The organism is Leifsonia sp. PARNA 1/14 (genome assembly GCF_055720965.1).
Genome location: NZ_JBVQSP010000002.1, coordinates 13,471 through 26,552 on the forward strand (window position 1 = coordinate 13,471; position 13,082 = coordinate 26,552).

The 13,082-nt window shown below is 70.3% G+C and carries 14 protein-coding genes; 7 read left to right on the forward strand and 7 right to left on the reverse strand.

What is annotated here, in order from left to right:
• Positions 1 to 1,292 (forward strand): APC family permease (locus tag AC0HS0_RS05070; RefSeq protein ID WP_472962167.1); only part of this gene is annotated, 1,292 nt, incomplete at its 5' end.
• 28 nt (positions 1,293 to 1,320) lie between these two features.
• Here the strand turns inward: AC0HS0_RS05070 and AC0HS0_RS05075 are convergent.
• Positions 1,321 to 2,049, reverse strand: a complete 729-nt coding sequence (locus AC0HS0_RS05075) for a hypothetical protein (protein ID WP_472962169.1) — start codon at positions 2,047 to 2,049, stop codon at positions 1,321 to 1,323.
• 208 nt (positions 2,050 to 2,257) lie between these two features.
• Positions 2,258 to 3,025, reverse strand: coding sequence for a COG4705 family protein (locus tag AC0HS0_RS05080; protein ID WP_472962170.1), 768 nt, complete (start codon positions 3,023 to 3,025; stop codon positions 2,258 to 2,260).
• A 113-nt stretch (positions 3,026 to 3,138) separates the two neighbouring features.
• Between AC0HS0_RS05080 and AC0HS0_RS05085 the strand changes: the two genes are divergently transcribed.
• From AC0HS0_RS05085 to AC0HS0_RS05095, 3 genes are read left to right on the forward strand one after another with little or no spacing between them, the layout of a single operon-like run.
• A complete protein-coding gene (locus AC0HS0_RS05085) occupies positions 3,139 to 3,864 on the forward strand; it encodes a phosphatase PAP2 family protein (protein ID WP_472962171.1) in 726 nt (241 codons plus the stop codon).
• A gap of 10 nt (positions 3,865 to 3,874) precedes the next feature.
• A complete protein-coding gene (locus AC0HS0_RS05090) occupies positions 3,875 to 4,540 on the forward strand; it encodes a response regulator transcription factor (RefSeq protein WP_472962173.1) in 666 nt (221 codons plus the stop codon).
• Positions 4,537 to 5,523 carry a sensor histidine kinase gene (locus AC0HS0_RS05095; protein ID WP_472962174.1) on the forward strand — a complete coding sequence of 329 codons (987 nt, stop codon included), beginning with the start codon at positions 4,537 to 4,539 and terminating at the stop codon, positions 5,521 to 5,523. Before AC0HS0_RS05090 ends, AC0HS0_RS05095 begins: the two co-directional genes overlap by 4 nt.
• Before the next feature lie 90 nt (positions 5,524 to 5,613).
• Here AC0HS0_RS05095 and AC0HS0_RS05100 read toward each other — a convergent pair whose 3' ends face one another.
• Both AC0HS0_RS05100 and AC0HS0_RS05105 read right to left on the reverse strand, forming a co-directional pair.
• Complete coding sequence (locus AC0HS0_RS05100; RefSeq protein ID WP_472962175.1) at positions 5,614 to 6,096, reverse strand: MarR family winged helix-turn-helix transcriptional regulator; 483 nt, start codon at positions 6,094 to 6,096, stop codon at positions 5,614 to 5,616.
• A gap of 23 nt (positions 6,097 to 6,119) precedes the next feature.
• Positions 6,120 to 7,802 carry an MDR family MFS transporter gene (locus tag AC0HS0_RS05105; protein WP_472963518.1) on the reverse strand — a complete coding sequence of 561 codons (1,683 nt, stop codon included), beginning with the start codon at positions 7,800 to 7,802 and terminating at the stop codon, positions 6,120 to 6,122.
• Between the two features lie 136 nt (positions 7,803 to 7,938).
• Between AC0HS0_RS05105 and AC0HS0_RS05110 the strand changes: the two genes are divergently transcribed.
• A complete protein-coding gene (locus tag AC0HS0_RS05110) occupies positions 7,939 to 8,613 on the forward strand; it encodes a TetR/AcrR family transcriptional regulator (RefSeq protein ID WP_472962177.1) in 675 nt (224 codons plus the stop codon).
• A gap of 150 nt (positions 8,614 to 8,763) precedes the next feature.
• On the opposite strand, the gene AC0HS0_RS05115 is transcribed toward AC0HS0_RS05110, so the two are convergent.
• Positions 8,764 to 9,429, reverse strand: coding sequence for a class I SAM-dependent methyltransferase (locus tag AC0HS0_RS05115; protein WP_472962180.1), 666 nt, complete (start codon positions 9,427 to 9,429; stop codon positions 8,764 to 8,766).
• Between the two features lie 31 nt (positions 9,430 to 9,460).
• On the opposite strand from AC0HS0_RS05115, the gene AC0HS0_RS05120 reads away from it, so the two are divergent.
• Positions 9,461 to 10,090, forward strand: coding sequence for a LysE family translocator (locus AC0HS0_RS05120; protein WP_472962182.1), 630 nt, complete (start codon positions 9,461 to 9,463; stop codon positions 10,088 to 10,090).
• Positions 10,091 to 10,169: 79 nt separating this feature from the next.
• A complete protein-coding gene (locus AC0HS0_RS05125) occupies positions 10,170 to 10,928 on the forward strand; it encodes a GntR family transcriptional regulator (protein ID WP_472962183.1) in 759 nt (252 codons plus the stop codon).
• 103 nt (positions 10,929 to 11,031) lie between these two features.
• Here the strand turns inward: AC0HS0_RS05125 and AC0HS0_RS05130 are convergent, their stop codons facing one another.
• Positions 11,032 to 12,081, reverse strand: coding sequence for a Gfo/Idh/MocA family protein (locus AC0HS0_RS05130; RefSeq protein ID WP_472962184.1), 1,050 nt, complete (start codon positions 12,079 to 12,081; stop codon positions 11,032 to 11,034).
• A gap of 47 nt (positions 12,082 to 12,128) precedes the next feature.
• A complete protein-coding gene (locus tag AC0HS0_RS05135) occupies positions 12,129 to 13,076 on the reverse strand; it encodes a sugar phosphate isomerase/epimerase family protein (RefSeq protein WP_472962186.1) in 948 nt (315 codons plus the stop codon).
• Positions 13,077 to 13,082: the final 6 nt, after the last annotated feature.

Sequence of the window (13,082 nt, forward strand, 5' to 3'; positions counted from 1 at the left end):
TTGTCACCGGCGAGACCAACGGCGTCGTGCCCGCCGCCTACCTGTTCGCGCTCGTCGCGATGGTGTTCACGGCGGTCAGCTACGGGCGGATGACCCGGGTGTTCCCGTCGGCGGGCTCGGCGTACACCTACGCATCGGAGACCATCCACCCGAACGTCGGGTTCCTCGTCGGCTGGTCGTCGCTGCTCGACTACCTGCTGCTGCCGCTGGTGAACGCGCTCATCGTGCGCCTCTACATGGAATCGTTCTTCCCCCAGGTGCCCGGCTGGATCTGGGTGGTCGGCTACGTCGCGCTGATCACGGCGATGAACCTGTTCAGCATGTCGTCGACCTCCCGGGTGAACGGCATCCTCGTGGTGTTCCAGATCGTTCTCATCGCGGTGTTCGTGGCGCTGACCTGGACGGCGCTCAACGCCGGCGCGGGCAACGGCACGGCGTTCAGCCTGGCGCCGCTCTTCCACTCGGGCGTTCACGTGCTCGCGGTGATCGGAGGCGCGACGGTCGTCTGCTTCTCGTTCATCGGGTTCGACGCGATCACGATGTACACCGAGGAGGCGAAGGACACCAAGACGGTGCCCAAGGCCATCGTGCTCGCGCTCATGATCGGCGGCGCGATCTTCTTCGTCGCGGCCTGGTTCGCGCAGTCGCGGTTCCCGACGCTCGCGGGCTTCAGCTTCACCGACGACACCCTGCCCGAGATCGCACTCAAGACCGGCGGGCTGCTCTTCCAGATCCTGTTCATCTCGGCGGCCGTCGCGGCTGCGGTGGCCTCCAGCCTCGCCTCGCACGCGAGCGTCTCGCGCATGATCTACGTGATGGCCAGGAACGGCAACGGCCGGATCTCGCGCAGCCTCTCGTACATCCACCCGAAGTTCCGCACCCCCGCGACGGCGGTGCTGCTCGTCGGCGCGGTCTCGCTGCTCGCGGCGGCGTTCACGCTCGAGTTCGTATCGTCGATGATCAACTTCGGCGCCCTCATCGCATTCACCGTGGTCAACGCGACGGTGATCATCCACTTCGCGATCCGCCGCAAGCAGTACCGCGGTGTCAAGCAGGTCGTGCGCAACATCGTCCTGCCGGCGATCGGGATGGTGCTGACCGGTGTGCTGTGGGCCAACCTCCACTTCGACGCGCTGACCTACGGGCTCATCTGGCTGACGATCGGCATCATCACGCTGGTCGTGCTGACGCGCGCCTTCCGCCGCCGGCTCGGGGTCAAGCTCGACGACGACGGCGAGGGCGACCCCGCCGTCATCACGCGCGAGGGCGCACCGGTCGACTCGGCACGCTAGGCGCACCCTCGAGGGGTTCCGCGGAGGGTCAGAAGCCCCAGGCGGAGGCGGGGGCCTGGACGATCTGCACCGGCGCGGTACTCCAGTGGGCGCCGTTGGCGTAGTGGCTGGTCGCCCACGGGGACGCCCAGATCGCCTCGGCCGTCGCATCCGCGGAGGTACCGGAGGTCAGGCCGGCGACGATGCCCGGATACCCCCGCTGCAGGTTCTCGGCGCAGTACTTGGCTGCGGTGACGAGATCGGGGTAGCTGCCGAGACCGGCGCCTCCACCCGAGCCGTAGCCGTTGTTGAGAGGATTGTTGCGGTTCCACCAATCCGGCGGCCCGTTCTCCTGCCGCATCCACCGCAGCATCACGTTCACATTGGCGTCGGTCGTCTGCCAGCCGCCGAACATGAGCACGAGCTTGGCCCACGACTCGTTGGTGCCGATGCGCGCGAGCCCTTGGATGCTGTCCGTCGCTCCCAGGGTGTCCCGGTCGACCACAGGTGCGCCGATCGTCGCGTCCACGAGGATGCGCTGGCCGGGTGGCGCCCCGGGCGCGAGCTCGGCCTCCGGAAGGCTGAACACCGTGGCCGCGAGCGCGGCGTCCGTCGGCACGATCGAGAAGCCGCACACGAGCGCGATCACCGCGAGGGAGACGCCCATCCGGTGATGCAGCGGCAGCCGCAGCACCGGCTTCGGCCGCGACGGCACGGCGACGCGGCGGCCCGCCGAGCGGCGGCCGCGAGTGCGAGAGGGGACGGATGCGGACGGCATACCCGACCGAGAGTACCAGCGCCCCGCCCGAAGGGAACCGCGAGAAACCCGCACGAGAGGCAGCACACACAGGGCGCCCCGCCCGAAGGGAACCGGGAGAAACCCGTGCGAGGCACTCCGCGACACACCCTCGAAGGGCACGTTGTTGTCGCTTTTCGGGTGCAGAAGTGACAACGACGTGCCCTTCGGCAACCGTGCGGGCCGCGTGCTACGCCGCCGGCGACGCTTCGGGGGCGGAGGCCGCAGCGGGGTCTGCGGGGCGACGGGTCGTCATCACGATGACGCAGACGACGATCGCCGCGAACAGCACCAGGCTGACCGGGCCGGCGCCGAGATCCAGCCCGCCGCGCGCGTGCGAGACCGCCAGCCAGTCCGAGAGAGAGGCTCCGAACGGGCGGGTCAGAACATATGAGGTCCAGAAGGCGGCCGTCGCGCCCATGCCCCACCACCGGTACGCGACGCCGGGGATCGCGAACAGCACGCCGAACAGGATGCCGGAGGCCAGGTAGCCCAGCCCGAACGTCGTGGCCGTGAGGTCGCCGACCGCGGTGCCGAGCGCGAAGGTGGCGAGCACCGCGCACCAGTAGAACAACTCGCGGCCGCGGGTGTCGATGTGGTGCACCGACAGCGTGCGCTGCGAGCGGTACCAGACCACGAACACCGCGGCGAGGACGAGAGCGAAGAACACCGTCGAGACGAGGTACGGCACACCGAGCACGATGTGCAGGACGTCCGCGACCATCGTGCCGAACACCGCGACCATCAGCACTGTCAGCCAGTAGACCCACGGGATGTATCTGCGCACGGCGAACTGCAGGGCGAGGGCGCCGGCGAACACGACGAACGCCGCGATGACGGCGATCACCGGGTCATAGTTCTTGACCAGGTAATCGGACGTCGTCTCACCCATGGCCGTGGTGAGGAGTTTCGTGACCCAGAACAGCGCGGTGACCGCCGGAACCTTGTTGCGGAGCATCCCGCCAGCATCGCGCGGCGCCTCTCAGAATCTTCTGAGAGGTCGCGGGCGCACATCCTTAGCGGCATCTGGGGAACCGCGGCGCAGTGTGGGAGGTCGAGGAGAGGACAGCCATGACCGCCACCCTGAACCGCCGGTCCGCCGCGCACCGCCCGCCGGACGCCCCGGGCGCGACCGTGCGCGCGATCGTCCTCCCGCTGTGCGTCATCCTCCTGCTCGTGCTGGCCGGGCTGGCGATCACGGCTTCGCCGGCCGTCACCGCCGGCGACCTCGCCGTCATCCGGGCGATCGAAGCGGCCCGCACCCCGTTCGTCGATGCGATCGCGCTCGCCGACTCCGTCGTCTTCTCACCCGTCGCGGCCCTCGTGACCGTCGCGCTCGTCTCGGCTGTCGCCTGGTTCGGCTCGAGGAGGCCGGGTGCGGCCGTCGCGTTCGCCGCTCTCGTGCTGATCCCGTGGTTCGGCAGCACGCTCGTCAAGGACATCGTCCGGCGTCCACGACCGCTGTCGGCCGGCCTCCCGCATCATGTGCTCGCCGACACCGGCTACAGCTTCCCGAGCGGGCACACCAGCCTCGCCGTCGCGCTCGGGCTCGCGCTGCTGATCGTGTTCGGCCGGCGACGGCTGCGGCAGCCGCTGCTGGCGTTCGCGATCGTCGCGCCGCTGCTGACCGCGTTCTCGCGGGTGTACCTCGGCGTGCACAATCCGAGCGACGTCCTCGCCTCCCTCGTCTACGCCACAGCGGCCGTGCTGCTGGTGCTCGCGCTGCTGCGGAGGTTCGCCCCCGCGCCGATCGCCTCCGCGGTGGCTGTTCGGGCGTCGCGAACGGGCGGGAGCTAGGGTGAGCGATATGGAGGCCACCCGACTGCGCGTGCTACTGGTCGAGGACGACCCGCGCCTCGGCCCGCTCGTCGAGCAGGTGCTCTCGGAGACGTACGACGTGACACTCGTGGCCGACGGCGAGGCCGGACTCCGGGAGGGTCTCGACGGCCGTTACGACGCGCTGGTCGTCGACCGCCGCCTCCCCGGCATCGACGGCGCCACCCTCGTCGGCAAGCTGCGCGACGGCCGGGTCGTCGCGCCCATCATCATGCTGACGGCGCTCGGCGCCCTGCGCGACCGCGTGGAGGGACTCGACGCCGGGGCCGACGACTACCTCGTCAAGCCGTTCGAATTCGACGAACTGCTGGCGCGACTGCGGGCACTGACCCGCACCTTTACCGGGGAGGGCAGGGAACTGCCGGTCGGCGAGTGGCGGTTCTACCCCGAGAGCCGCAGCATCTACTCGCCCTACGAGGGCCGCATCCAGCTGACGGCGCGCGAATCCGACCTGCTGCGGCTGCTCGCCGAGAGCCCGCTGCGCACGTTCTCGCGCGCGCACATCCTGGAGGCCGTATTCGAGGCGGACGAACAGCCGGGCACCGTCGACACCTACGTGCACTACCTGCGCCGCAAGACCGACCCCGACCTCATCGCGACGGTCCGCGGCGAAGGCTACCGGCTGGGGCGGCTGTGAGCAGGGAGCACGACGTCGACTCCCGGGAGGTGCGCCGCGCCTCCCGCACCGTCGGCCTCCAACTGACGATCGCCTCCGGAGCCCTCGTCGTGGCGGCGATCGGCGTGGCCTTCTTCTTCGTGCTGGACCAGCTGCAGCCCTCCGAGCTGGCGGAAGCCCCCCGGCCCGGCGAGCACAAGATCTACATCGACACGGTGGACGCGATGCTGGCGTTCATCATCGTCGGAGTGCTGGCCGTCGTCGTCGCCGGCGCGCTGTCCATGATCGCGACGCGCCGTGCCGTGCGGCCGCTCGGCGAGGCGCTGCGACGCCAGCGGGACTTCGTCGCCGACGCCAGCCACGAGCTCCGCACCCCGCTCGCCGTGCTCGACGCCCGGCTCCAGGTGCTGCAGCGCGGCCTCCCGCCCGGCGACCCCTCCGCCGGCGCCGTCGCCGAGCTGCGGCAGGACACCCGCACGCTCATCGACGTCGTGAACGACCTGCTGCTCGCCGCCGATCCTGAGCGCGAACGTGCGGCGGCCTCCGAGGGACCCGTCGCCCTGTCCGGGCCTGTGCGGCGCGCAGTCGAGTCGCTGCAGGTGCTGGCGCAGGAGGCCGGAGTGGAGGTGCGGCTCGTGGAGCGCGACGACGTCGCGAGCGACGTGCCGGCGATGACGCTGCAGCGGTGCGCGACGGCGCTGCTCGACAACGCGGTGGCGCACTCACCCTCGGGCGGGATCGTGACCGCGGCGATCCGGCGCGACGGCCGCACGGCCTCCCTGACCGTCGCCGATCAGGGGCCCGGCATCCAGGGCATCGATCCCGCGCGGATCTTCGACCGTTTCGCCCGCGCGGAGCCCGCCACCGCCGGTCGCTCGCGCTCGGGCTTCGGCATCGGCCTGGCGCTCGTGCGCGAGGTCGCCGTGCGCCACGGCGGCGAGGTCACCGTCGCCTCCACCGGCCCGACCGGAACCGCCCTCGAGTTGCGCCTCCCGGCCCGCTGACCCGACCCCGCACGCACGCACGAACCGCCGAGGCGGCAGACTATCTGCCGTCTCGGCGGTGCGAGGGCGGTTGTGCGCCGTCTCGTGGGCTCAGCGGACGGCGGTGGTCTCGTTGAGGCGGGCCAGGAGGTCGGCGAGGCGGCCGACGTCGTCGGCGCCCCACTGCCGGAGGCTGCGGTAGAGCTGTGCCTGGTCGGCAGCCCTCGCCTCGTTCACGCGCTCGATCGCGGCCGGCGTCGCGACCAGGAAGCTCGCGCGGCGGTCGGCCGGGTCGGTGCGGCGCTCGACGAATCCCAGCTCTTCGAGGATGCGCACCTGCCGGCTGACGACGCTCTTGTCCGTCGCCAGCTCGCCGGCGAGGGCGCCGGCGTGCACCGGGCCGGTGCGCACCAGCGTGTTGAGCAGCTTGAATCCGACCGGCTGGAGGTCGGGATGCACGCGCGCAGACCGCTCGCGCATCCCGGCGCTCACCCGGTTGAAGAGGATCGTGAACTGCTCCTCCACGGCGGCGATGGCCAGGTCGGTCCGGTCGAGCTCGGTCCGGTCGAGGTCCGCCCGGTCCGTGTTGTCCATGGCCGCGATCATAACGTGTCCCCTCAGCGCCGATCCTGAGTGTCGACCGGTCGCGCGGACTGCGCCGCGATCGACCCGGTCGGCGCGCCGATCAGCGCTTCCGCGACCTCCACGACGGTCTCCTCGGCCTGCTCGGCCGGAGTCTCGGTCGCGGTCGCGCCGGAGGCGTTCTCCTCGAGCTGCTGGATCGCCGTCTTCGTGCCGAGCTTCTTGTTCGGCAGGAAGAGGATCGCGATGATCGTCACGATCGCCAGCGGCACGGCCACGAGGAAGATGTCGGCGACCGCCTGGCCGTAGACCGCCTCGATGATGGTCCGGATGCCGACCGGGAGCTTGCCGACCTCGGGCAGGGTGCCGCTCTGCAGCGACTGGGCGACCTCCATGCCCTTCTGACCGAGCTTGGCGATGGCGACCTGGAGGTCGTGCTGGCGGTCGCCCATCAGGTCGGTGACCTTCGAGCCGAGGATGCTGCCCATCACCGAGACGCCGATGGTGCCGCCGAGGCTCCGGAAGAACGCGACGTTGGAGCTGGCCGCGCCGAGCTGCTCGGGGCGGACCGTGTTCTGCACGATCAGCACCAGGTTCTGCATGACCATGCCGACACCGGCGCCGAGAACCAGCATGTAGAGCGACACGAGCACGTAGTTGGTGTCGTACTCGATGGTGCTCATCAGGTAGAGGCCGACCGTCAGGAGGATCGCGCCGGTGACCATGAAGGCCTTCCACTTGCCCGTGCGACTGATGAGGTTTCCGACGATCATCGACGAGAGCAACAGACCCAGGATCATCGGCAGGGTGAGCAGACCCGACTCGGTCGGCGTGGCGCCGCGGGCGAGCTGCATGTACTGGCCGAGGAACACGGAGGTGCCGAACATCGCGACGCCCACCGAGATGGAGGCGACGACTGCGAGGGTGAACGTGCGGTTCTTGAACAGCGCGAGCGGGATGATCGGCTCCTTCACCACGAGTTCGGTGATGACCGTGGCGACGAGCAGGGCGGCCGCGCCGCCCACCATCCAGAAGCTCTCGGCGCTGGCCCAGTCGAAGTTCTTCCCGGCCAGCGAGACCCAGATGAGCAGCAGCGATACGCCGCCGGCGAGGAAGATCGCGCCGAGGTAGTCGATGCGGACCTTGCGGGCCGGGCGCTTCGGGAGCTTGAGCGTGAACTGCAGCAGGATGATCGCGAGGATGGCGACGGGCACGCCGACGAAGAAGTTCCAGCGCCAGCCGACCGAGTCGGTGAGGAGGCCTCCGATCAGCGGGCCGCCGACGGTGCCGACCGCCATGATGCCTCCGAAGAGGCCCATGTAGCGGCCGCGGTCGCGGGGGCTGATGATGTCGGCCATGATGATCTGGCTCAGCGCCGTCAGACCGCCGGCGCCGAGGCCCTGCACGACGCGGAAGCCGATGAGCATGTTGGTGTCCTGCGAGAACCCGGCGAGCGCCGACCCGAGAACGAACAGCACGAGCGCGAGCTGGATGAGGATCTTACGGTTGAGGAGGTCCGCCAGCTTGCCCCAGATCGGGGTGGAGACGGTGGTCGCGAGCAGGGTGCTCGTCACGACCCAGGTGAACGCCGTCTGATCGCCGCCGAGGTCGTGGATGATGCGCGGCAACGAGGTCGAGACGACGGTGCCGGCGAGGATCGAGACGAACATTCCGAGCAGGAGCCCGGACAGGGACTCGAGCACCTGCCGGTGGGACATCGCCGGCGCGGGAGCCGCCTCCCCCGTGGTGACTGTAGACATGTGATTCCTTCGCACTTGGTTGACAATGAGCAACCATATATAATTAGGTGACCAAAATCAACTAACAAAGTGCATTCACGCAAAATTTCCGACTATGCATAATTTTCCGATCCTCCCGGCTGCGGCGGTCGCCGAGCCCGGTCTGCGCGCCCGCAAGAAGGCCCAGACGCGCGCCGACCTCGAGCGCGCGGCCGTCGAGCTCGTGCTCGACCGCGACCTGGACGACGTCACCATCGACGACATCTGCGCGCGCGTGCCCGTCTCGCACCGCACCTTCTTCAACTACTTCGACAGCAAGGAGGATGCCCTCTTCGGGGTCCGCCGCGCCTGGGGAGACAGCGAGCTCGTCGCCGCCCGGCTACGGGAGGTCTACGACGACAGCGTCGTCGCCGCCATCATCGACACGCTCTTCCGGGCCCTGCCCGCCGAGACGGCCGACCCCTCCCTCCAGGAGGCGCGGATGCTGATCGCGGCGCGCAACCCCGGACTCATCCGCCGCCGCATGCGCCGGCTGGACGACCTGCGCGTGGGGCTGGTGGCGGCGGTGGCGGAGTTGATCGCGCTGGCGCTCCGGATGGACGAGACGTCACCGCCCGAGGCGGACGTCTCCCTGGAGGCGCAGGCCGAACTGCTGGTGACCGCCTGTATCGGCTCGGTGCGCATCGCCGTGCGCGAGTGGGCCGACGATGGTGCCGTCGGCAGCCCCGACGATGTGTCGGCGCGCGCTGTGGCGATCGTCCGCACGCTCGCACCGCTCGCGGTGCGCTGACCGCGCGCCCTCGGGGCGCGGCCGCAACGGAGGAGATTCGACGTCGTGGGAGGCCGGAAAGCAGGCAACGGAGGAGATACAGGTCGTGTGGAGGTGGATGTCCTCCGTTGGCTGTGGCGGCGGGCGGCGGCTGTGGCGGCGGGCGGGGAGCTAGCGGGTGGAGGCGCGGCGCAGTTCGGCGAGGAGGATGCGGTCGTCGCCGTGGGTCCACCAGGCGTGGCGGGCGACCTCCAGGCCGGCCGGGGCCACGGCGTCGGCGAGCAGCTCGGGAGTGCGGAAGAGTTCGTGGTGCGTGGGATAGGGCGAACCGCCGGCGCCGTGGTGGCCGGTCGGCGCCACGGCCGCGCCCGGACGGCCTCCGTGCTGGGAGAGGTCGATGTCGCCGAACGTCGCGGTGGCCGCCCGGCCTCCCTGGCGCAGCACGCGCGCCCACTCCGCGATCGCTGCGCGCGCGTCCGGGAACAGGTGGAGGCTCGTCGCGCAGGTGACCAAGTCGAACGTCGCGTCACCGAAGGGCAGGACGGTCGCGTCACCCTCCACTAACACGGCCTCGGACAGCGCTTCGCGCGCGACGCCCAGCATCCCGGCCGACAGGTCGATGCCCGTCAGCCGCAGCGCCGGGTCGGTGTCGTGCAGCGCCCGGAGGACGAGTCCGGTTCCCGTTCCGACGTCGAGCACATCGGTGACGCCCTCCGTGCCGTCGAGCGCGAACGCGGCGACCGCCGCGGCCAGCCCGCGATGCATGGCACTGTCGTCGTACTCGCCCGCGCGGCCGTCGAAGCGGGCGCGGACGGCGGCCAGGAGGTCGTCGGTCATGGCGGGAGTGTACGCCGAATAGAATCCCTCCATGACCGCGCCCGCTCTCCTCGCCTTCGCGGGACTGTGCGTGCTCCTGGCGGTGACGCCCGGGCCCGACACCTTCCTCGTGCTGCGCTACAGTCTGTCCCGACAGGGCGCCGGGCTCACGGCCTCCGTCGGCTCCGCCGTCGGGTCGATCCTGTGGGCGGTCGCCGTCGCATTCGGCCTCGCGGCCCTGCTGGAGCAGTCCGCGGAGATCTACCGCGTCGTCAAGATCGCCGGCGGCCTCTACCTGATCTATCTCGGGATCACCGCGTTCATCGCAAGCCGTCGCGCGGCCGCGCACGGCCCCGAGCTGCAGGTGCGCACGACCTCCCTGCGCTCTGGCTTCATCGCCGGGATGCTGTCCACCGTGATGAACCCCAAGGTCGGCCTGTTCTTCCTCGCGATCGCACCCCAGTTCGTGCCGCGCGACGGCAACGCGATCGGCAACACGCTGATCCTCGGCGCGATCGACGCGGTCGTCGCCGCCGGCTATCTCGCCGTCGTGGCGATACTCGCGTCGCGCGCGGTCGCCTGGCTCAAGAGGCCCGCTGTGACGAAGGTGCTGGAGCGGGTGTCGGCGGCGATCCTGGCCGTGCTGGGCATCGGGACCATCGCGCTGAGCGTCGAGGAATAGCGTCTGGAGCAGCCCGACCGGACATATTCCACCTGGTGTACGGTTGTGCTGACATTCACACCAAGCTGGGAGGACGCGGATGGAAGCCGAGTACCCGCTTCCCGTGGACCTGTTCGACGACCTGGACAAGTCGAGCCCCGTCCCGCTCTATTACCAGCTCGCGACAGCGCTGGAGCAGGCGATCCGCGACGACCGCGTGCCTCCCGGATCTCGGCTCGAGAACGAGATCTCACTCGGCAACCGGCTCGGACTCTCGCGCCCGACCGTCCGGCGCGCACTGCAGGAGCTCGTCGACAAGGGCCTCCTGGTGCGCCGGCGCGGCATCGGCACCCAGGTCGTCCACGGCCGGGTGACCCGCAACGTGGAGCTGACCAGCCTGTACGAAGACCTCGGCCAGTCCGGCCAGACGCCCTCCACCCGGGTGATCGCGTACGAAGTCGGCACCGCCGACGAGACGGCCGCCGGCGAACTCGGCGTGGAGGTGGGCGCTCCGGTGCTGCACCTGACGCGCCTGCGGTCGGCCGACGGCGTCCCCCTCGCGGTGCTCGAGAACACCCTCCCCGAGGACTTCACCGACATCACGCGCGAGGAGCTCGAGGTGCGCGGCCTCTACCAGCTGATGAAGGCGCGCGGCGTCTCGATAAGGGTCGCCAACCAGCGCATCGGCGCCCGGGCCGCGAGTGCCGCCGAAGGCCTGCTGCTCGAGATCCGCAAGGGCAGCCCGCTGCTCACGATGTCGCGCACGGCGTTCGACAACTCCGGGCGTGCGGTGGAGTACGGGCAGCACGTCTACCGCCCCGACCTCTACTCGTTCGAGCTCACACTCGTCGACCGCTGAATCCGGTCGCCGACCGCTGAATCCGGTCGCCGAAGGGCACGTTGTTGTCGCTTTCGAGCGTCGAAAGCGACAACTACGTGCCCTTCGGCGGAGGGCGGCCTCCTCAGGCGTAGAAGTCGGGGCGCACGGCCGACTGGACCGGGACGGGGCCGGCCGTCTCGAGCGCCCGCACTCCGGCCTCGCAGGCGAGGGCGACCACGTAGCCGTCCCAGGCGCTCGGCCCGGCGACGAGCGAGCCGTCGCGCACCGCGTCCACCCACGCCTGCACCTGCGCGTCGTAGGCGCGGGCGAACCGGGTCGTGAACGTCGTGTGCTCGGCGATCGAGAAGGCGGCGCCCGACCAGCGCTGCATCCCGGACGGCTGGCCGATGCGGGCGACGCCGGACTGGAGGACGGCCTCGGTGCCGACCTGGTAGCCGAACTGCGCGTTGACGTTCATCTCGACGTCGACGAGCACGCCGTTCTCGAGCTCGATGAGCACCAGGATGGGCTCGCGGAGGCGCTCCGGCGCCCTGTCGTTGCGACGCGGGTACTTGACCTCGACGCTGCGGACGGGCGAGCCGGCGAGCCAGGGCATGACGTCGAACTCGTGCACCACCGAGTCGGTGATGAGCATCGACTGGGTGTAGCTGTCGGGCACCGACGGGTTGCGGTGCACGCCGCGCAGCATCAGCAGCTCACCGGCGTCGCCGCCCGCGATCAGCTCGCGCAGCGCGCGGTACTCGTCGTCGAAACGACGCATGAACCCGAGCTGGATGTGCGGGCGGTCGAGCTTCTGCTCGAGCTCGACGATGCGCAACGACGACGCGCTGTCAGGTGTCAACGGCTTCTCGCACAGGATCGGCAGGCCGGCCTCCAGGGCGGGCACCAGGACCGGCTCGTGGAACTGCCCGGGCGTCGCGATGATGACCGCCTCGAGCGCGTCGGCGGAGAGGGCGTCCTCGACGCTCACGAAGGCCCGGGCTCCGGGGGCCGCTGCCGCGGCGGCGTCCGCGCGGCCGGCGTCCGGCTCGACGATGGCGGAGACGACCGCCCCGCTGATCGTCCGCGCGATGCGCCGGATGTGGTCGGCGCCCATCTGACCGGCGCCGACGACGCCGACCCGGAGGTCGTTGGCGGGGGCGCTTCTCATGGGGTGCTGCGTGCTGCTCATGCGGTGTGGCTCGTTTCTGTACGGAGGGGCGAGTCGGTGTCGGTCGGTCAGCGCGACCGGGTCAGCGGAGTGCAGCCGAAGATGTGCCGGCGGGTGCGGGTGGCGATGCCGAGCGGCACGTCGATGTCGATGCCGGGCATGTCCTGCTCGACGATCGCGAAGATCTGGGGGTCGATCGCGGCGACGGCCTCGATGATCGGGGCGAAGTCGGGGATGCCGGCCGGCGGCTCGACCATCACGTCGATGGCGGCGTCGGCGAACGCGATGTCGTTCTTGAGCACCTCGAAACGGAACTCGGGGTCGATCTGCTTGAGGTGCAGGTAGCCGATCCGCTCCGGGTGGTCGTGGATGAGCGTGACGCTGTCGCCGCCGTAGTAGGCGAGGTGGCCGGTGTCGAGGCACAGATTCACGAAGCTCGGGTCGGTCTCGGCGAGCAGGCGCTCGACCTCCCGCTGGGTGCCGACGTGAGAGTCGGCGTGCGAGTGGAACTGCTGACGCAGCCCATATTCCTCGAGCAGCATACGACCGAGGCGGTCATGACCGGCGGCCAGTGACGCCCATTGGTCGTCGGTCAGCGTGCGGGGCTCGAGCGTCTCGCCGGTCGCGTCCGACCGCCAGAGATCCGGGATGACGACGATGTGCTCGCCGCCGACCGCACGGGTCAGCGCCGCGACCTTCTCGACCTGCTCGACCGCGCGATCCCACTGCTCCGCTCCCTTGTGGAAGCCCGTGAACACCGTCCCGCCGCTGATCTGCAGGTCGCGCGCGGCCAGCTCGTCGAGCAGCTGCGCCGGATCCGTCGGCAGGTAGCCGTAGGGGCCGAGCTCGATCCAGTGGTAGCCGGCGGCCTGCACCTCGTCGAGGAAGCGACTCCACGGCGTCTGCCGCGGGTCGTCGGGGAACCAGACTCCCCAGGAGTCGGGGGCCGTGCCGATGCGGAGGCCGACGGTGTGCGCGGCGCGGTCGACGTCGGTGGAGGGTGCGGTGTCGGTCATCGTCGT